The organism is Sorangium sp. So ce590 (assembly GCF_051521365.1).
Lineage (GTDB): Bacteria > Myxococcota_A > Polyangia > Polyangiales > Polyangiaceae > Sorangium.
In genome coordinates, this window is the sequence record NZ_CP150346.1 from 760,696 (window position 1) to 778,825 (window position 18,130).

Genomic DNA, 18,130 nt, shown 5'->3' on the forward strand with positions numbered 1-18,130 from the left:
TACATGACCCGCATGATGGGTCCTGTCCACGCAACCTTCCTCATCGCCGCTCCCGACCAGCCCGGTCTCGTCGCGCGACTCGCGGGGTTCTTCTACAACATCGGCCTGAACATCATCGACGCGAGCAATCACACGGATGCGTTCATGGAGGAGGGACCGCGCTTCTTCATGCGCCTCGTCGTCGATCTGTCCGGCCTCTCCTCGCCGGCGGCGGTCACCGCCCTGGGCGGCTCGGCCACCCGCAGCGCGATCGAGGCCGCCTTTCGCGAGCTCGCCACGGCGCTCTCGGCGCGCTGGTCGGTCGATTACACCGATCACGTCCCCAAGATGGCGGTCCTGGTGACCAAGGATCCTGCGTGTCTCTACGATCTCGTGCTCCGGCAGCGCGCGGGCGAGCTCCGCTGCGAGATCCCGCTCGTCATCTCCAATCACCCCACGCTCGAGGCGGTGGCCGAGAGCTTCAGGATCCCTTTCTTCTGCCTCCCGATCACGCAGGAGACCAAGCGCGAGCAGGAGCGCCAGGTGCTCCACCTGCTGAAGAGGCACCATGTCGATCTCGTCGTGCTCGCGCGGTACATGCAAATCCTGTCCGAGCAGATGCTCGATGAAGGGCCGCCCGTCATCAACATCCACCACGGGTTCTTGCCCGCGTTCCAGGGCGCGAAGCCCTATCATCAGGCGTACGCGCGCGGCGTGAAGCTCATCGGCGCGACGGCGCACTACGCCACCCGCGACCTGGACCAGGGGCCGATCATCGAGCAGGACGTTGCGCGCGTGAATCACCAGCTGGGCCCAGAGGAGATGACGCGGGTGGGGCGCGACGTGGAGCGGCTCGTCCTCTCTCGCGCCGTCCGGGCGCACCTGGAGCGGCGGGTCATCGTCGAGGGCCGCCGGACCGTCGTTTTCTGACGGTCTTCTTCTCCGGATCGTCGCACGAGGCGCGGTCGATCATGGCCCTCGTGAGCGGGCGGAGAGCTCGCGCGGGGCGATCAGGGGTTGCGCTGCTGGCCAAACCAGGTGCTCTGGCCCGTGGCGCCGGGCCCGTAGCCCGATTGCTGGCCGGCGCCCGACGGGCCATAGGCGCCCGATTGACCGACGGCCGTCTGGCCGAGGGCGGCGCTCTGGCCGATGGCCGACTGGCCATACCCGACCTGGCCCTGCAGCGCGTGGCCGGATTGCTGGCCGCCGTAGCCGAACCCAGCCTTGGACGGGATCTGACCCTTGCCGGGGAGCATCACGCCCTTGCCCGGACCGAAATGACCCTTGCCGGGGATCGTCACGCCCTTGCCCGGACCGAAATGACCCTTGCTGGGGATCGTCACGCCCTTGCTCGGGACGAGTCCAACCTGGCTGGGGCCGAACTCGGACTTCCCAGGCACGAGCTGGGCCGTGCCCATCCCCACGTATCCGCCCCTCGCCCCCTCGAGCGCCTGATCCGCCGACGCGATCGACGCGTCATCGAGGTCGATCGACTCGAGATCGGCCTCGTCCGTGCTCGCCGCGCAACCGGCGGACAGCGCCGCGAAAAGAACTGCAGGCACCAGCATCTTGCTATGCATTGACATGATCGGTTCCCCCCGATGTCCGCGAGGGCCCAGCAGGCCCAGACATCTCGGCTCACCGCAGAGCAGAGTGTGTGCCTGGCAGACGTGTGCAGACGTTTCCGCTCCCGGCATGCTTGACGTTCGCGCAGCGGCGGATGCAGCGCGATCGAGCGATGGGCGCCAAATCCAGCCAGGGCGCACCGTGGACTCGAGGCGCCGAGCGAAGCCTCGCCCGCAGGGCGCGCCGGCGCGGCGACCCCCCTGTGCGGGACACGCCGCGTCGAACCGCGTGTGCATCTCCGGGGCGCCGGAACGGGACGGTTCGTCCGAAGCCGACCCATCCGCCCCGGTCGCAGCCCTGTCAGCGAAGCGCCGCGCGCCTACGACGCACGAGCGCGCCGCCGCGGGGCGCGGAGGCGCGCCTCATGCGCCCCCGGACGGACGGCTCACGCCTGGGGCTTCTTTCCGAACAGCCAGCGCTTCGCCTCGTCGTCGACAGGCTGGCTCTGGTTCCGCAGCTCGCTTCCGGCCGCGAGCCCGCGCTCGACGGCAGGCCGCGCGCGCACCGCGTCGAGCCACCGCTTGAAATTCGGGAGCTCGTCGGCCGAGATCCCGAATCGGTCGTACAGAATCGCCCAGGGGAAGCTCGCGATGTCGGCGATCGAGTACTCGCCCGCCAGGAAAGGCCGGTCCGCGAGCCGCTTGTCCATCACGCCGTAGAGCCGCCGAACCTCGTTCGTGTAGCGCTCGATCGCATACGGGATCTTCTCCGGCGCGTACTGGCCGAAGTGCCCCGCCTGGCCGCTCATCGGGCCGAGGCCGCCCATCTGCCACATGAGCCACTGGGTCACCTCGTAGCGGCCGCGCAGGTCCGAGGGCATGAGCTGGCCCGTCTTCTCCGCGAGATAGAGCAGGATCGCGCCCGACTCGAACACCGAGATCGGCGCCCCGCCGCCCGGCGGATCGTGATCGACGATCGCGGGCATCCGGTTGTTGGGGCTGATCGCGAGGAACTCCGGCTTGAACTGCTCGCCCCGCCCGATGTTGACCGGGATGAGCTTGTACGGGAGGCCCGTCTCCTCGAGCATTATGCTGATCTTCCAGCCGTTCGGGGTGGGCCAGTAGTAGAGATCGATCATCGTGCGCTCCGTCTCCGTGGTGTGTCGCCGATCGCGACGGCGTGCTGTCTCGGGATCTGGATCGTCGCAGGGCGCCGCGTCGCAGCGCGCCGGCGTCACCCTGCGCCTCGGGCATCGGTGGCACGTCGACCCCGGGGGAGCAACCGGCGATCGGCGCCTCAGCGCGGCGACCCCGCCGGGCGCCGCGTCGCTCCGTCGACGAGCGCGCGCAGCGCGGCGACGTGCGCCGGCCCCGTCCCGCAGCAGCCGCCAACGATCGTGGCGCCCGCCTCGATCCAGCCGCGCGCGAGCTCCGCGTAGCGCGCGGCCGCCGAGCGGCCCTGCCCCTCGCGCCAGCCGAGCCCCTCGGTCGCCGCGCCGGCGTTCGCGTAGGCCCCGAACGGAACGCCGCACGCCGCGAGCCGCTCGACGTGCGCGAGGGTGCGGGTCGCGGGGGTGCAGTTGACAAGCACGGCCCGCGCGCCGCGGGCGACCGCCTCCCGCGCGGCGACGCCGATGCTTTCGGGCGACAGGAGATCCGCGTCCGGACCCGCCGTGAACGACACCCACGCTTCGATGCCCGTGGCGACCGCCTCCTCGAGCGCCACGAGCGCCTCGCCGACGTGCGAGAAGGTCTCGCAGAGGAGGACGTCGACGCCCGCCGCCGCGAGCGCCTCGGCGAGCTCGCGGTGCTCCTGCCGCGCGCCGGCCGGGCTGAGGTCCGGCCGGTAGCAGTCCTCGAGCGGCGCGATGCTCCCGGCGACCCGGTGCCGCGGGTCCACATCGCGCACGGCCTCGCGCGCGAGCGAGACCGCCCGCGCCAGGAGCTCGGCCCACGCGGCGCCCGCCTGCCTCCGCTTCGTGCGGAACGTGTTCGCCGTGTGCACCGTGGCCCCCGCGCGCGCGTAGTCCCGGTGGATCGCCCGCACGACGTCGCAGCCGCGCGCGTCGAGCAGGGCCGCGGCGCTCCAGAGCGGCGCCGGCGTCTCGACCCCCCTCGCGGCGAGCTCGGTCCCGAGCGGGCCGTCGAGCACCACGAGTTCGGCCTCAGCCGTTGCGACGACTGGCCTGAACGGCTCTCCGGACCCGTCCACCATGTAGGCGCCGGTATGTCCGTGACCGGCGCTCAACGCAACCCCCGATTCCTGCCGTGGCCCCGCTGTACTGTCGCAGGTATGCGGGGCCCGCACAGCGCACCGTCCCGACCACTATGCCGCAGGAAGAACGATGGAATTCTCTTTCACCCCGGGAATTTACTTGCCAGGTATGGGGGGGCTGCGGCACCGTTTGAAATGAAATCATCTTCCCCTCATTCCACTCAACTCGCGGGAGTCGTGGGGTCCAACAAGCAGCCATCGCTCGAAGGACCGACAGGGGTGGAGCTCCCTCTGGCCAGCCCGAGGCCAGATGACCTCCGTCAGTGAGCCAAACGAAAGGAATGCCCATCATGATTCGTCAGCCCATCCGTTCTTCCAAATCGCTCGCTCTCAGTGTTGCGCTCGGCGTCATCGCGGCGGCCGGTTTCTCCGGATGCATCGCGTCGGACGAGCCGATCGTCGATGACGCGGTAGAGCACGAGCGGATCACGCAGGCCGAGCTGTCCGCCCTCCCGGCGGGGGAGTTCCTGCGCCTCGACATGAACCCGAAGATGGTCTACGCCCTCGACTACTCGGCGTCGCCGATCGACTACGCGCGCATCAAGCTCTCCGCCAGCGACGGCAAGGAGATCCTGCTCGCGGAGCAGATGGCCGCGGTGCAGAACGCCGACTACGGCGATTACCCGCCGCCCGTCCTGACGGAGGCTTCGGATCAGAGGTTCAGCATCTCCTCGGACGCGGCCTCTTTCGGCAAGCTGTCGGCGAGCGAGCTCGACCAGCTGAAGACCGACGGGTTCTTCTACTCGGAGAAGCCCGTGACGTCCCCGAACGCGGGCCCGCAGAGCACCGACCCCGAGTGCATCCACGCGTACTGCGAGGTCTGTGTCGACAACAACACCGGCGGGTGGCCCGAGACCTGGCTGCCGGGGTCGTTCACCTGCTACCTCATCGAGCACGTGTGGTGCTGAGCCCCGCCTGACGATCTCCACCCCCTCGCCGGCGAGGCCCAGTTGATGCGTCCGCTCTCGGTTTGGTGCGTTGCGTCGCTCGCCCTCGCGGCCGCGGCGTGCGGAGACGATGGACCGGTGCTCCCGAGCGGCCTCCCGCGGCCGCTCGCGGGGGTCTACTTCGACTTCGGCCCGGCGCCGGAGAAGGAGCGCTTCCGCGCGCTGATCGGGTTCCCGACCCGGGACGTCCCCGGGCTCGAGAGCGCGATCGAGGACATGTACGATCCCGGGAAGCCGGAGACGTTCCGGAAGTACATGTCGGTCGACACCTGGATGGAGCGTTACGCCCCGTCCGAGAGCGACATCGCGGCCGTCGAGGCCTGGCTCACCCAGCACAGGATGGAGATCCGGCGCCGGTCGAAGAACCGGCTTCTGCTCGAGTTCGCGGGCACGGTCGAGCAGTTCAACACCGCCTTCGACACCGAGCTCCGCGACTTCGAGCGCGAGAACCCCTCGAAGGGCGGCAAGCCGCTCCGCACGTTCGGCGCGCTGGAGCCGCTCAGGCCGCCGCAGAACATCATCGACCTCACGTCGGGCGTCATCGCGGTCGACGTCCCGGCGGACACCGCTCCGCTCCCCGCCGAGGGGGGCTCGATCGAGACGGAGCTCCCGGAGGAGCTGGCGCAGGGGCTCACGCCCGCGCAGATCGCGCGCGCCTACGCGGTCGACAGGCTCCACGACGGCGGGCACCGCGGGCAGGGCGTGAAGCTCGGCGTCGTGGTCGGGGCGACGTTCAAGACCAGGGATCTCCAGTCGTTCTGGCGCTCGTTCGGCGTGATGCCGCGCGACAACCCGGAGGTCGTGGTCACGGCGGATCCGATCTCGACCCGCTACATCGAGACGACGCTGGACATGCAGTGGTCGGGCGTGATGGCGCCCGGTGCGGAGCTCATCGCGTACGAGGGGCCGGACGCGCGCACCCTCTCCATCCTCTATGCGTGGAACGAGGCGATCGCGGCCGGCGAGGTGTCGGTGCTCTCGACGTCGTTCGCGCACCGCGAGGAGACGGAGGCGCAGCCGATCCGGGAGCAGTACCACGAGGCGTCGCGGATGGGCGCGGCGCTCGGGATGACGATCGTCGTCGCGAGCGGCGACTCGAGCCGGCCGGACGTGCCGTCGTCGAGCCCGTACGTGACGTGCGTCGGCGGGACGATGCTCGAGTTCGGCGACGACGGCGAGGTCGCGCGCGAGGTGGCGTGGAGCGGCTCGGGGTCGGGGCGATCGCGCGCCTTCAAGACCCCGTGGTGGCAGGAGGGTGTCGTCCTGGACGCGCAGGGGCAGCGCGCCGTCTCCGACGTCGCGCTGAACGCCTCGGGGGACTCCAGGTACTGGCTCTACTACCTGGGCGAGTGGGAGCGGCGCAACGGCACGTCGTTCGCCGCCCCTGTGTTCGCCGGGCTGATGGCGTCGGTGAACAGCCAGAGGCTCGCGGAGGACAAGCCCGTCGTGGGCTGGCTGAACCGGGCGCTCTACACCGACGCGAAGGTGCAGTCGGCCTTCCGCGACATCACGGCGGGCAAGACCCCCGAGGGGTTCAGCGCGGGGCCCGGCTGGGACTATCCGACCGGCTGGGGCGCTCCGCTCGCGGACAAGCTCGCCGAGGCGCTGCCGTAGGCCGCCTCATCCCCTCGAGCAGGCGCCGGCCAGCTCGCAGCCCGTCGTGTCCGGGACGCCGATGCGTCATCCTGGGCCGGATGACGCTCCCCGCCGCCATGCTCTCCGGCCCGCTCGCATGCCTCGCGCTCCTCGCGGCGGCGGCGCTCGGCTGCGACCGCACGGGCCGCGCCGCGGGGCCGGCGCCCGCGCCGCCCAGCGCCGCGCAGGTCCCGGCGCCCGAGGGCGCGGCGCAGGGCGCGGACGGCGGGGCGGCGCCGGCGGAGCAGGGCGCGGACGGCGGGGCGGCGCCGGCGGCGCAGGGCGCGGACGGCGGGGCGGCGCCGGCGGCGCAGGGCGCGGACGCCGCGGCTCCTGCTGCGGAGATCGCGCCGCTGCGCGCGGACGCGCCGTTCGTGGAGCTTTCGGTCGACGGGTTCCCGAGCGCGGTGGTGTCGGTGCCGATCGGCGCCACGGCGCGGCGCCCGGTGCTCATCGCCTCGCATGGCAACTACGACCGGCCCGAGTGGCAGTGCCAGGTGTGGCGCGACATCGCGGGAGGCGACGCCTTCATCCTGTGCCCGCGCGGCGTGGCGCGGTCCGACTCGCCGTCGGCGAGCGACGTCCGCTTCACGTACGAGAGCAACGCCCGCCTGGAGCAGGAGATCGACGCGGGGCTCGCGGCGCTCCGGGCGCGCTTTCCCGAGCACGTGGACCCCGGCGCGGTGCTCTACACCGGCTTCTCGCTGGGCGCGATCATGGGCTCGGCGATCGCCGCGCGCCGGCCGGCGCTCTTCCCGCGCCTCGTGCTTGTCGAGGGCGGACACGACAAGTGGGCCCAGGCGACGGCCAGGGCGTTCGCGGATGGCGGCGGGCAGCGCGTCCTCTTCGTCTGCGCGCAGGCGGGGTGCGGCGCCGCGGCGAAGGCGGCGGCCGCGCGCCTCGAGAAGGCGGGCGTGCTCACGCGCGTGGTGCGCAGCAAGGAGGCCGGCCACCGGTACGACGGGCCGGTCGCCGAGGAGACCCGGCGCGCGCTCGGCTGGGCGCTCGAGGGCGACACGCGGTGGAACTCGCGCTGAGCGAGCGAAGGCGAGCGGAGGCGCTGCCATGATCGACGATCGCGATGGCCGGCGCGAGGCCCGGCCGCGTGCGATCGAGTACCTCGTCGACCGCGGCGCCGTCGGAGAGCGTAAGATGGATGCGCGCCGCGCCCCTCGCGGCCTCGGCCGGATCGTCGAACGCCATCGCCGTCGGCTCCTGGTTCCTGGACGACGGCTCCTGGTTCCTGGACGACGGCTCCTGGTTCCTGGACGACGGCTCCTGGTTCCTGGACGACGGCTCCTGGTTCCTGGACGGCGGCTCCTGGTTCCTGGACGACGGCTCCTGGTTCCTGGACGGCGGCTCCCGGTTCCTGGACGGCGGCTCCCGGTTCCTGGACGCTAGGCCTCCGGTGACGGCTGGGCGCCGTACCGCTCCGGCTGGGTGCTCACCGGCAAGACGGCCGCCGGCGGCGCCTATGCCGAGACCGACGCGGGCGCGTGGATCCCCGCGTCCGCGCTGCGGGTCGCGCGGCTGAGCCGCGACTTCTGGGGGCATGCGAAGCGCGGCCGGAGGTGGATCGTCGCGGTCGGCAGCACGCGGGTCATCGCGCCGGCGGCGCGGGCCAGCCCGTCGCGCCGGGCACACAGGGCGCGGCCCTGCGACCACAGACGCGCGAAAAATCATCAATGATTTCGATGATTCAGAAGCGGTCCGCGCCTTGCTGACTCCAGCGGTGAGACGGGGACGCCCCGGAACACGGAGGAGTGCTTCGATGACGACGACGATGGCTCGACGGTTGATGTTTCTGGCGCTCTGCGCGGCTTCGCTCGCTGGCTGCGGTGAGCGCCACGACGCGCGGCCTCCGGCGGCGGCCGCCGCCGCGAGCCCCGCGGCGACGCAGTGCCCCGAGCCGGCGGTCGCCGTGGCGGCACCGCCCGCGAGCCCGCCGGCTGCGGCGGTGACGGCGCCGGACGCGAGCGTCGCGGTGGGCAAGGCGGGCAAGGCGGGCAAGGCGGGCAGCGAGAAGGGGAGGGGCGCGGCGGAGCTGAAGGTGAAGCGGCTGGTGCTCGCGGAGGGCGTGAAGGACCGCGAGCCGGTGGCGCCGGGGACGATGTTCCGCGCGCCGGAGACGGAGCGGCTCTATGCGTTCCTGGAGATCGAGAATCCGGGCGACGTGGAGGGCGAGGTGACGGTGGCGTTCGTTCCGCCGGGCGGCGGGGCGCCGGTCGGGAACGTGACGCTCGGGGTCGGGCCGTCGCCGCGATGGCGGACGTGGGCCTTCACGCGCGGGGCGCGCACGGTGGGGGAGTGGACGGCGGTCGTGCGGTCGGAGACGGGCGAGGAGCTCGCGCGCGCGCCGTTCGAGGTGACGCTGTAGCCGGGGCGGCCCAGGCGCGCTCCGCGCGCGTCAGCGCGCGGCCGGCGGCGCCTCGCCCGTCGCGCCCTGGTCGAAGACGTCCTGGTACACCCGGTCGACATCGAGCGTGCAGCCGAGCGACGAGAGCTCGGCGCGCTCGCCCGGTCCGTGGATCCGGAGCAGCCAGCTCCCGTCCTCCTGCCGCGTGAACACCTCGATCCGCGGCGCCTTCTGCGATGCGAGCACGTACTCATCGAGCGACGGCAGGCTCCGGTACTGGGCGAATTTGTCCCCGCGATCGTAGGCCTCGCTCGAGTCGGAGAGCACCTCCACGACGACGCGCGGGTTCAGGAGCGTGTCGCGCTGGTCGTCTTCGAACTCGGGGCGCGAGCAGACGACGGCGCCGTCGGGGTACACGTAGCGGCGCGCGGCGGCGATCTTGATGCGCATGTCCGAGGTGAGCACCCGGCACCCTCGACCCCGGAGCGCGCTCCGCAGCTCACCGAGGACGTTCGTGGCGACGGCGCTGTGCTCCAGCGTGCCGCCCGCCATGGCGAAGATCTCGCCGTCCGCATACTCGTGGCGAAGCGGCGACGAGCGCTCGAGCGTCAGGTAGTCCTGCGGCGAGAGACCGGTGCGCACCGCGGCTTGTGCCATGGTCCACAGTTTCGCCCAGCAGACGGAGCGCGTCCACGCGCGTCAGGCGGACACGAGCTCGACGAGCGTGATCTCCGGCGGGCAATTGATGCGGACCGGCAGCCAGCCGCCGGCGCCGGCGTTGACGTGGAGGCGCCGGCCGCGGTGCACGTAGAGCCCGTTGTGGTAGAGCCCGGCGGGCAGCATCGGCGTGAGGGCGTAATCGCCGATCCGGCCCAGCGAGATCTGCCCGCCGTGCGTGTGGCCGGAGAGCATCAGATCGAAGGGCAGCTCGCGGGCGGCGCGGAAGGTGCCCGGGTGGTGGCTGAGCAGGACGCGCGGCGCGCCGTCGTCCCGCATCTGTCCGAGCGCGCGGGCCAGCCCGTCGGCCGTCGGGCGCCGGGCGGGCTCTCCCGGGCGCGCGCGGCTGGGATAGTCGATGGCGCTCATCCACAGGCGATCGCCGCCGAGGCGGACCTCCCGCGCCTCGTCGACGAGCACCTGGGCGCCCGCTTCCTCGAGCCCCTTCACGATCGCCGGGATGCTGGCCGACCGCGCGGCGATGTACTCGTGGTTGCCCATGCAGAAGAAGAGCTGTCCCCGGGCGGGGCGCAGGCCCCGGAGCAGCCGCACGGACAGCTCGAGCTGGGAGACGTGGTGATCGAGCAGGTCGCCCGTGATGACGTGGATGTCGGCGCGGAGGGCGTTCATGGCGTCGCGGAGCTCGTCGAGGCGCTCCGCGTCCATGAAGCTGCCGACGTGCACATCGCTGAGCTGCGCGAGGGTGACGCCGTGCAGGCTCGTCAGCTCGCGCCGCACGGGCAGCGCGACCCTCACCACGACCGGGCGCTGTCGCGAGGCGAGCACGCCGCCCATCGACACAGCGACCGCCGCCGCGGGCAGCGCCCAGGTCGCGCCCACGAGGAGCCGGCGGCGGGGCTCGTCGACGAGTTCCGGCTCGGTCTTGACGTCCTCTGGAGCGCTGGCGGGCTGGGCGGCTGAGCCGGCCTGAGCGCCTGCATCCGATCGCGCGTTCGCGTCGGCCTCGGCGACCGTGACAGCCCGGGCGCTCGGCGCGGGCCGGCCCCGGCGAAGCGCCCCGAAGGCCACGCGCACCATCGCGGCGATCCCGAGGAGCAGCCCGTAGAGGAGCAGGGCCACCTGAGCGCCCAGGGCGATCAGCGACACAGGCTCGGGCAGGTGGCGCTGGAGCGCTCGCAGCCCCGACCAGCTCGCGACGGCCATGAGCACCGCCGGGTGCGTGAGCAGCAGCAGCCCCGCGGCGCACAGCCCGTTGATCAGCCCTCCATGCCGCGGGAACGCCGCGCGGAGCCGCCGCCAGACGATCAGGCCGAGGAGCGCGTTGACGAGCGTGACGACGAGGCCGCCGAGCTGGAACACGCGATCGAAAGTAGCATCGCGCGGCTCGTCCGTCCGGCCGCCGGCGCCGGACGGCCGCGCGCCGCGTCGGCGAGGCGCGGCCAGCCCTAGAGTCCAGCGCCGCCGCCAGGCATCTCCGCGCTCACCGGGATCTCCCTCGCTTCGAGCCCCTCGAGCGACTCCTTGCCCGAGAGCGCGCCGAGGCACCTGCGCGCGTCCCGGAGGTAGACGTTGAAGAACGCGGCGACGTAGCCCATCGCGATGGCCTGCTGTTCGCGGCGCGAGAGCCCGGCAGGGCCGTCGACCGGCTCGGCGAGGCCGAGCGACGTCGTGTAGCCGAAGTGGCTCGCGCCGGGCACGGTCACGAGGTGCTTCGGCGCGCGCGCGCGGTCGTAGAGCGTCGCCGGGACGGCGGCGGCGATCGGGTCCGCGGTGCCGTGGACGAGGAGCACCGGTCGAGGCGCGAGCCCGTCGATGGGCGGGGCTCGATCGAGCTCGCCCGCCGGCGCGAGGAGCGCGAGGGCGCGGACGTGGAACGGGCAAGCGGCGTCGAGCGCCAGCGCGAGGGCGGCCTGCGCGCCGAGCCCGTGGCCGAGGAGGCCGACATGATCGAAGTCGGCCAGGAGCGGGCCCCGCGAGCCGGCCCTGAGGTGCGAGAGCGCGTCCCGGAGGACCGCGGCGCGGCGCAGCGGCGCGTCGTCCGGGGTGAGCCACGAGAGATCGGGCGCGATGACGGCGAAGCCCCAGCGCGCGAGGTGCGCCATGACACCGGCGAGCTGGCGGTAGTCCTGCTCGATGCCGGCAGGCGACCCCGAGGTGACCGCGCTCGTGGGGAGGCGGCGCTCGTGGGCGATCGCGATGACCGGGAACGGGCCTCCCGGCGAGAGCGGCGCCTCCTCGCCGTCCGCCGACGCGGGGTAGTAGAGCAGCGCGGCGCCCCGCGCGGGGCAGCGGTAGATGGCGCCCTGGAACGGCCAGGCGGCGGGGTAGCAGGCGTCCGCCGACAGCGAGAGCTCGTCGATGCGCCGGAACCCAGCCCGGTGCGGTCCTGCGCGGAGCTGCGGCGCAGCGCTGGTGGGGCGCGGCGCAGGCGCGGGCGGCGTCGCCGGCGAGGGAGCCTCCGCCGGGGAAGGGGACCCGCCGCGCGGCACCTCGCGCTGCGACCAGAGCTCGCCGTCGCGCACCAGGTGGACGATCCGCCCTTCGGCGCGCACGGCGAGCTCGATCCGCCCGAGCGGACGGCTCTCGATGACGGACACCGCCTCACACCGGCCCAGATCGGTGGCGAACACCGCAGGCCCGCGGAAGCGCGCGCCGCGGCCTCCGTCGCCGCGACACCACCGCGCGAGCCCGACGCCCGCGAGCGGCGAGAACAGCTCGAGCGTGCCCTCTCCGCCGGACGTGCCCCGGAAGAGCGCCGGTGTCCCCCGGATCCCGGAGACCACCTCCTCCGGGCCCTGCCACGCAGCCCCGGCCCCGGGAGAGCGCCGGAACATCAGCAGCCGATCCCCGATGCGCGCGACCACCTCGATGTCGCCCGGCGCCCCGGGCGCGCCGGCTCCGCGCTGGATCATCGCGACCGCATCGAACCGCCCGAGCTCCGCGCCGAAGATCGCCGGGCCGCGCCAGCCGAGCTCCGCGGTGTCGTTGTCGCGGTGGTAGTGCGCGATCCCGCCGCTCGCGTGAGGCACCACGAGCTCGAAGTTGCCCCTGCCCCCGAAGCCGCCCTGGATCAGGGCGGGGTCGCCGTCCGCGCCCTCCGCGAAGAAGCGCGGCTCGCTCCATGACGGCTCGCTCCACGACGGCTCGCGCGCGCACCAGAGCGCGGCCAGCCGATCCCCGGCGCGCACCACCGCCTCGAGGTGGCCCGGATCGCCGAAGTTGCTCTGGATGAGCGCCACCGCGCCGACCGGGCCGAGGTCTCCGGCGAACGTCGCCGCGTGGCGCCACGGCCCGGCGGCCTCCTCGCGGCGGTGGTGCTCGACGCCGAACGGCGCCCCGGCGGCGGGCAGGACGAGCTCGAGCGTGTCGAGCGAGGCGCATTGCAGGAAGAAGCCGCTGGTCGTGGTGGGCATGGCGCTGATGAGGTTTTACCGGCGAGGCGCCGCCGCGCCTACCGCAGCATCTCGTCGACCCTCTCCCCGGTCGCCGCGGCGAGCCCCCGGGCGAGCGCGCGCGGGTTCAGCTCGACCGCGATGGCCGCCGCGTCCGGCGCGTGCGTGGCGAGCGGCGGCTCCACCGGCGCGTCGAGCCCGAGCAGGTGGCCGAACGAGCCGTGCGCCAGCTCGTCCCACGCCGCGAGCAGCTCCTCCGACGCCGCCGCTCCGCTCGTCGAGAAATCGCCCGCCACCGCGATCGCGAGCGCGATCCCCTCGCGCGCGCTCGGCCGCGCGGCCGCGCCCACGGCCGTCGCCGCCGCGAGCAGGCCGCGCGCGCCGCGGGCGAGCTCCCCGTCGAACGGCCCCGGCGCGAACGCGCGCGCGGGCGCCGGGCCGAAGCGGGCCGCGAGCGCGCGCAGCGGCCCGTCCGAGAGCGCCGTCGGCGCGCGCTTGAGGCGGCCGAGCGCGTACAGCGACGCGACCCGCGCCGGCCCGCGCCGCGGGCTGCCGCCCTCCTGCACACAGACCACGTCCTCGCCGAGCAGCGCCAGCGCGTGCGGCGCCGTCCCGATGTCGCCCATCACGCGCACGACGTCCCCCCGATCGAGCGCGCGCCGCTCCTTGCCCGTGAGCCGCCGCCGGAAGCGGCGCTCGATCGCCCGCGGATCGCCGCTGTGACGCGCCACGTAGAACCTGGCCTCGCCCGCCGCCCCCGCGTACGACGCGATCGCGGCCTCGCGCACCTGCCGCAGGTCGACGCCGGTCGCGCGGGCGTGCCGGGCCAGGTTCTCCTCCGGCGCCACGAGCGCGATCGACGGGATGAGCCACGGCACCGCCGCGAGCTCGCGGGGCCGGACGAGGATCAACCACCGGAGCCCCGCCTGCGGCAGGAGGCGCGCGAGGTCCGCCGTGCCGAGCGGCGTGAGCGGCGGGCTCGTCCGGGCGGGCGGCCGCGGCGCGCCGCCGCACGACGGCAGCGCGAGGCCGAGGACGCAGCCCAGGACGCCGCCGAGCGCGCCGCGACGGTGGAGCCCCCGCCCGGGCGCGTCAGCCAACGACGAGGTAGGCGAAGCGGCGGTTCTTCGAGCCGACGCGGACCAGGAATCGCTTCCCACGCTCGAGCTTGAGCTGCTCGTCCTTGACCACCTCGCCGTCGAGGTGCACCGCGCCGCCCTTCACGAGGCGCCGCGCCGCGGAGGTCGACTCGGCGAGCCCCGCCTGCGCGAGCGCGTTGCCGATGGGGATCGTGTCGCGGTCGCTCGCCACGTGGAGCTCCTCGATGACCTCGGGCAGGCCGCCGGCCGCGACGCTGCGGCGCCGCTCCAGGGCCGCGCGCGCGTCCTCGGCCGCGTGGAAGCGGGTGACGATCTCCTGCGCGAAGAGCTCCTTCACCTCGATGACGCTCTGCTCGCCGCGCCGCACCGCGTCCCGCAGGCGGGCGACCTCCTCGGGCGGGCGCGACGACAGGAGCTCCATGTACCGCCAGATGACCCCGTCATCGACGAGCATCAGCTTCTGAAGCATGTCGAACGGCGGCTCGGTGATGCCGACGTAGTTGTCGGCGCTCTTCGACATCTTGGCGCCGACGACCTTGCCGTCCTCCACGCGGGCGTTCGTGCCCTCGAGGAGCGGCATCGTCATCACCATCTGGGCGCGCTTGCCGTAGCGGGGCATCAGATCGCGCGCCACGAGCAGGTTGAAGAGCTGATCGGTGCCGCCGAGCTCGATGTCGGCCTCGAGCTCGACCGAGTCGTAGGCCTGGAGGAGCGGGTACATGAACTCGTGCACGTAGATGGGCCGCGCCTCCTCGTAGCGCTTCTTGAAGTCGTCGCGCTCGAGCATGCGGGCCACGGTGTACTTCGCGCAGAGCTCGATCATCTGCGTCGGATCGAGCTTGTTCAGCCACTCGGAGTTGTAGCGGACCTCGGTCTTGTCCCGGTCGAGGACCTTGAACGCCTGCGCCTGGTAGGTCTCGGCCGCGGCGACGACCTCCTCGCGCGAGAGCCGCGGGCGCAGCTCGTTCTTGCCGGTCGGATCGCCGACCATCGCCGTGAAGTCGCCGACCACGAAGATGACCGTGTGCCCGAAGTCCTGGAACTCCCGCATCTTCTGCATGACCACCGTGTGGCCGAGGTGGAGGTCGGGGCGGGTCGGGTCGAAGCCGGCCTTGACGCGCAGCGGCTTGCCCTCGCGGAGCCGCTCCTCGAGCTCGGCGCGGACGTGGAGGTCGACGGCACCCTTGCAGAGGATCTCGAGCTGACGTTCGGCGGGGACCATGGGGCCCCGCTTCTACCGCGCAGCGGAACGGCCCGCCAGGGGGGGCGAGCGCGCGCCGGAGCGCGCCGCCTCATTCGTCGTCGGCGTCCTCGTCGTCGTCGTCGTCGTCGTCGTCGTCGCCCGAGATGGCGTACGCGCGGCTCGCGTTGACGAGCTCCTTGAGCTCCTTGCCGACCTTGAAGAACGGGAGCCGCTTGGCGGGCACGGGCACCGGCTGGCCGGTGCGCGGGTTCCTGCCGCTGTACGGCTTGTAAGGCCTGACCGTGAAGCTACCAAACCCGCGGATCTCGATGCCTTCGTTGCGCTGGAGCGCCTGCGTCATCGCGTCGAAGACGCAGTTCACCACGAGCTCGGCTCGAGCTTTGGTGAGCTCGCCACGTCCCGCGATCGCGTCGATGAGCTCGCTTTTCGTCATGGTCCACCTCCCCCACCCGAGCGGACCGCCGCCGGCGCGCGGCTTGCCGCTTTCCCACCGCAAAGCTCCAGGGGCTGCGCCGGTCCAGGAGCCGCATGACAACAGAATCCTATGAAAAGCTCGCATGTTACGGGACTAGCGGTCAACCGAATTCCCGCCCGCGACCGAGACCGCATCGAGCGCGAAGAGGCCTCCGGTCGCGGGGGGGTCCGGGTCCCGCGGAGCACGCTCGGCGGCGGCCTCGACGCGGATCCGTGCGGCATCGGCGACCGCCAGGGCGGGGGCGGCCTTCCCGTGCGCGTCGCCGGGCGAGAGGGAGAGCTCGATTCCGACGGCGTCCTCGGGGATCGGGTGGGGCGGGAGCTCGGCGCAGGCGAGCGGCGCGCCGGGGGCGTCCGCTGTGGCGGGCTCGACCCGCCAGACGTGGAGCACGGCGCCGTCGACGACGAGGCGCACCTCGCCCGCGCCGTCGCCCGCGACCGCCACGCGCGGGCTGATCCGGGCGCCGCGGAGCCACGGGGCGGGCAGACCGACGCGGACGACGGCCTCGCCGCTCGCCGCCGCGTGCACCGCGAGGAGACGCCCTCCGGACGCGCACGTGCCGCCGGCGTGCTCGGGCAGCGCCCAGGCGCCGCGCTGGGCGCGCGGCGGCCACAGCGACTCGCCCTCGATGAGGTGCTCGCGGGGCGGCGCTGCGTCGAAGGCGAGCGGCGCGATCGAGACCGACGCGAGGCCGCCGCCGTCCGGGATCGCGAAGCCGTAGCGGTAGGCGGGGGGGCGACCGCGGGCCTCCCAGGCCATCCGGTCGATCGCGTCGCCGCGGTAGCGCAGCACCGCGACGTCGCCCGGGGCGGGGTCGAAGCCGAGGTTGAAGCCGTGGTCGGTGTCGACGAACACGAGGCCGCGCGCGACGCCCGCGCGCGCGACCGCGGCGGGGTCGAACATGGGCAGGCCGCCCTCGCGATCGCGGAGCGCGGCGTGGTCGAAGCCCGCGCGGAAGGCGAAGCCGGCGAGGGGGAGCGCCGCCGCGAAGAGCGCCGCCGGGAGGAGCGCGGTCGGGACGAGCGACCCCGGGATGAGCGACCCCGGGACGAGCGACCCCGGGACGAGCGCGCGCAGTCGTCGCGCGAGGCCGCCGCGCGCGGCCGGCGACCCCGCGCGCTCCGCGAGCGCGGCGCAGGCCATGGCGGCGAGGACGTGCTCGACCGGCAGCACGTCGGCGAGGAAACGAGCGCCGCCGCCGGGGTAGTTGCCATCGAAATAGAAGGGGGCGTAGGCGGCGATCTGGAGGAGCGGGGCGACCGCGAGGGCGCGCGAGCGCGGCCGCCGGAGGGCGAGCGCGGCGCCGGCGATCACGAGCAGCACCAGCGGCTCGGCGTTGAGCGCGTCGACGAGGTGGAGCTTCAGGCGGCGCAGCGTCGTGCCGGCGGCGGCAAGAAAACCGTATCCTTCCGATAGGTTATGGCGGACGAAGTCGCCGTGCTCGCCGAGGCAACCGACGCCGGCGCCGAAGCCGTAGCGGAAGCAGCCGAGCGGGCCGTCGGAGACGGCGTAGTAGGCGCTCTGCGACGAGGCGAAGGCGCCCGTCGCGGCGCGCTGGTGCGCGGCGAGCAGCGCGAGGCCCGGGAGGGCGCCGAGCGCGAGCGCGGCGGCGAGCCTCCCGAGCCGCGGCGACGGGCGCGGCGCGGGGTCGCCGTGGCGAGGGCCGGCCGGCGCGCTGACCGGCAGCACCACGAAGAGCAGCGCCGCGGCGAGGGCGAGCGCGCTCGGCGGGCGCGTCGCCGCGAGCCAGCCGGCCGCGAGGCCGGCGAGCGCGGCGGCGCCGACGGCCGGATCGAGCCGCCTCCGCGAGGCCCCCGCCGTGGGGATGGCGCGGGCGTGGTCGAGCGCGCGCCGCGCCGACGCGAGCGCGACCGTGAAGCAGAGGGCCGCGAGCCCGTGCGACATCGTGTCGGCCGTGTGGTAGCGGAGCGCGGCGCAGAGCGCCGAGAAGAGCGCGGCGAGGAGCGGCACGAGGGGGATCCGCGCGGCGCTCCCGGCCGGGGCCGGGGCCTCCGGCGCGAACCGCGCGGCGAGGTCGTACGTGGCGATCGTCAGCGCGGCGGCGAGCAGGGGACCGACCGCGAGCGGCGCGCCCGCGAGGAAGCCCAGCGAGAGGAGGGCGGGGTAGCCCGGCGGGAAGATCACCGCGACCTCGCCCGCGCCTTGCTGAGCCGCCGCGCCGCTGCGGACGAGGAAGCGGCCGAGCACGGAGGCCTCGGGCTCGTCGAGCGGCCACGCGAGGTACCCGGCCGCCATGGCGCGCGCCTCGAGCCAGTAGCTCGTCGCGTCGATGATGCGGGGGCCGCCCCGCAGGTAGACCGCGACGTACGCGGCCGAGATCAGCGCCGCGAGGAGCGCGAGGGCTGCGGCGACGGCGACGCCGGGGCGCGGGGACGCCCGGCCGGAGCGCGCGACGCCGGGCGAGCGGCCGCGGCGGAGGAGCCAGGCGCCGCCGAGCAGCGCGGCGACCGAGAGCGCGAGCGCGAGCCACTGCGCGGGGTCGCGGGGCAGGCCGGCGCGCACG

General features: G+C 73.9%; 16 protein-coding genes. 6 read left to right on the forward strand and 10 right to left on the reverse strand.

Annotated features, from left to right (window positions below; all coding sequences use genetic code 11):
- Nucleotides 1-15 precede the first annotated feature (15 nt).
- Nucleotides 16-909, forward strand: a complete 894-nt coding sequence (purU, locus tag WMF28_RS02880; protein ID WP_437604203.1) for a formyltetrahydrofolate deformylase — start codon at nucleotides 16-18, stop codon at nucleotides 907-909.
- An 80-nt stretch (nucleotides 910-989) separates the two neighbouring features.
- On the opposite strand, the gene WMF28_RS02885 is transcribed toward purU, so the two are convergent.
- The 3 genes from WMF28_RS02885 to WMF28_RS02895 all read right to left on the reverse strand — a co-directional run bounded on the left by WMF28_RS02885 (nucleotide 990) and on the right by WMF28_RS02895 (nucleotide 3,699).
- Nucleotides 990-1,541, reverse strand: a complete 552-nt coding sequence (locus WMF28_RS02885) for a hypothetical protein (protein WP_437600498.1) — start codon at nucleotides 1,539-1,541, stop codon at nucleotides 990-992.
- Between the two features lie 449 nt (nucleotides 1,542-1,990).
- Nucleotides 1,991-2,683 (reverse strand): glutathione S-transferase N-terminal domain-containing protein, encoded by a 693-nt coding sequence (locus tag WMF28_RS02890; protein WP_437600499.1) that lies wholly within the window; start codon nucleotides 2,681-2,683, stop codon nucleotides 1,991-1,993.
- Between the two features lie 158 nt (nucleotides 2,684-2,841).
- Entirely contained in the window at nucleotides 2,842-3,699 is an 858-nt protein-coding gene (locus WMF28_RS02895) for a homocysteine S-methyltransferase family protein (RefSeq protein WP_437600500.1), read from the reverse strand.
- A gap of 410 nt (nucleotides 3,700-4,109) precedes the next feature.
- Between WMF28_RS02895 and WMF28_RS02900 the strand changes: the two genes are divergently transcribed.
- The 5 genes from WMF28_RS02900 (at nucleotide 4,110) to WMF28_RS02920 (ending at nucleotide 8,778) form a co-directional block, all read left to right on the forward strand.
- Nucleotides 4,110-4,727, forward strand: a complete 618-nt coding sequence (locus tag WMF28_RS02900) for a hypothetical protein (RefSeq protein WP_437600501.1) — start codon at nucleotides 4,110-4,112, stop codon at nucleotides 4,725-4,727.
- Between the two features lie 45 nt (nucleotides 4,728-4,772).
- The gene (locus WMF28_RS02905) at nucleotides 4,773-6,380 is read left to right on the forward strand and encodes a S53 family peptidase (protein WP_437600502.1); all 1,608 of its coding nucleotides are present in this window, start codon (nucleotides 4,773-4,775) and stop codon (nucleotides 6,378-6,380) included.
- A gap of 80 nt (nucleotides 6,381-6,460) precedes the next feature.
- Entirely contained in the window at nucleotides 6,461-7,438 is a 978-nt protein-coding gene (locus tag WMF28_RS02910; RefSeq protein ID WP_437600503.1) for a hypothetical protein, read from the forward strand.
- A 119-nt stretch (nucleotides 7,439-7,557) separates the two neighbouring features.
- Entirely contained in the window at nucleotides 7,558-7,935 is a 378-nt protein-coding gene (locus WMF28_RS02915) for a hypothetical protein (RefSeq protein ID WP_437600504.1), read from the forward strand.
- Between the two features lie 237 nt (nucleotides 7,936-8,172).
- On the forward strand, nucleotides 8,173-8,778 hold the full coding sequence (locus WMF28_RS02920) for a DUF2914 domain-containing protein (RefSeq protein WP_437600505.1): 606 nt from the start codon (nucleotides 8,173-8,175) through the stop codon (nucleotides 8,776-8,778).
- A gap of 30 nt (nucleotides 8,779-8,808) precedes the next feature.
- Here the strand turns inward: WMF28_RS02920 and WMF28_RS02925 are convergent, their stop codons facing one another.
- The 7 genes from WMF28_RS02925 to WMF28_RS02955 all read right to left on the reverse strand — a co-directional run bounded on the left by WMF28_RS02925 (nucleotide 8,809) and on the right by WMF28_RS02955 (nucleotide 18,129).
- Nucleotides 8,809-9,414, reverse strand: coding sequence for a Uma2 family endonuclease (locus tag WMF28_RS02925; protein ID WP_437600506.1), 606 nt, complete (start codon nucleotides 9,412-9,414; stop codon nucleotides 8,809-8,811).
- Nucleotides 9,415-9,456: 42 nt separating this feature from the next.
- Nucleotides 9,457-10,794 carry a metallophosphoesterase gene (locus WMF28_RS02930; protein WP_437600507.1) on the reverse strand — a complete coding sequence of 446 codons (1,338 nt, stop codon included), beginning with the start codon at nucleotides 10,792-10,794 and terminating at the stop codon, nucleotides 9,457-9,459.
- Nucleotides 10,795-10,880: 86 nt separating this feature from the next.
- Entirely contained in the window at nucleotides 10,881-12,848 is a 1,968-nt protein-coding gene (locus tag WMF28_RS02935) for an alpha/beta hydrolase (protein WP_437600508.1), read from the reverse strand.
- 38 nt (nucleotides 12,849-12,886) lie between these two features.
- Nucleotides 12,887-13,927: a hypothetical protein gene (locus WMF28_RS02940; RefSeq protein WP_437600509.1), complete on the reverse strand. Its 1,041-nt coding sequence runs from the start codon at nucleotides 13,925-13,927 to the stop codon at nucleotides 12,887-12,889.
- Entirely contained in the window at nucleotides 13,920-15,149 is a 1,230-nt protein-coding gene (tyrS, locus tag WMF28_RS02945; protein WP_437600510.1) for a tyrosine--tRNA ligase, read from the reverse strand. The genes WMF28_RS02940 and tyrS overlap by 8 nt, the downstream gene beginning before the upstream one ends.
- 70 nt (nucleotides 15,150-15,219) lie before the next feature.
- A complete protein-coding gene (locus WMF28_RS02950; RefSeq protein WP_437600511.1) occupies nucleotides 15,220-15,564 on the reverse strand; it encodes an HU family DNA-binding protein in 345 nt (114 codons plus the stop codon).
- Between the two features lie 135 nt (nucleotides 15,565-15,699).
- A complete protein-coding gene (locus tag WMF28_RS02955) occupies nucleotides 15,700-18,129 on the reverse strand; it encodes a hypothetical protein (protein ID WP_437600512.1) in 2,430 nt (809 codons plus the stop codon).
- Between the last annotated feature and the right edge of the window lies 1 nt (nucleotide 18,130).

Bases quoted from the DNA above. Each gene is read 5' to 3' on its own strand.
- WMF28_RS02905 (WP_437600502.1), top strand. From the start codon at position 4,773: ATGCGTCCGCTCTCGGTTTGGTGCGTTGCGTCGCTCGCCCTCGCGGCC.
- WMF28_RS02935 (WP_437600508.1), bottom strand. From the start codon at position 12,848: ATGCCCACCACGACCAGCGGCTTCTTCCTGCAATGCGCCTCGCTCGAC.
- WMF28_RS02915 (WP_437600504.1), top strand. From the start codon at position 7,558: ATGCGCGCCGCGCCCCTCGCGGCCTCGGCCGGATCGTCGAACGCCATC.
- WMF28_RS02900 (WP_437600501.1), top strand. From the start codon at position 4,110: ATGATTCGTCAGCCCATCCGTTCTTCCAAATCGCTCGCTCTCAGTGTT.
- tyrS (WP_437600510.1), bottom strand. From the start codon at position 15,149: ATGGTCCCCGCCGAACGTCAGCTCGAGATCCTCTGCAAGGGTGCCGTC.
- WMF28_RS02910 (WP_437600503.1), top strand. From the start codon at position 6,461: ATGACGCTCCCCGCCGCCATGCTCTCCGGCCCGCTCGCATGCCTCGCG.
- purU (WP_437604203.1), top strand. From the start codon at position 16: ATGGGTCCTGTCCACGCAACCTTCCTCATCGCCGCTCCCGACCAGCCC.
- WMF28_RS02920 (WP_437600505.1), top strand. From the start codon at position 8,173: ATGACGACGACGATGGCTCGACGGTTGATGTTTCTGGCGCTCTGCGCG.
- WMF28_RS02890 (WP_437600499.1), bottom strand. From the start codon at position 2,683: ATGATCGATCTCTACTACTGGCCCACCCCGAACGGCTGGAAGATCAGC.
- WMF28_RS02950 (WP_437600511.1), bottom strand. From the start codon at position 15,564: ATGACGAAAAGCGAGCTCATCGACGCGATCGCGGGACGTGGCGAGCTC.
- WMF28_RS02925 (WP_437600506.1), bottom strand. From the start codon at position 9,414: ATGGCACAAGCCGCGGTGCGCACCGGTCTCTCGCCGCAGGACTACCTG.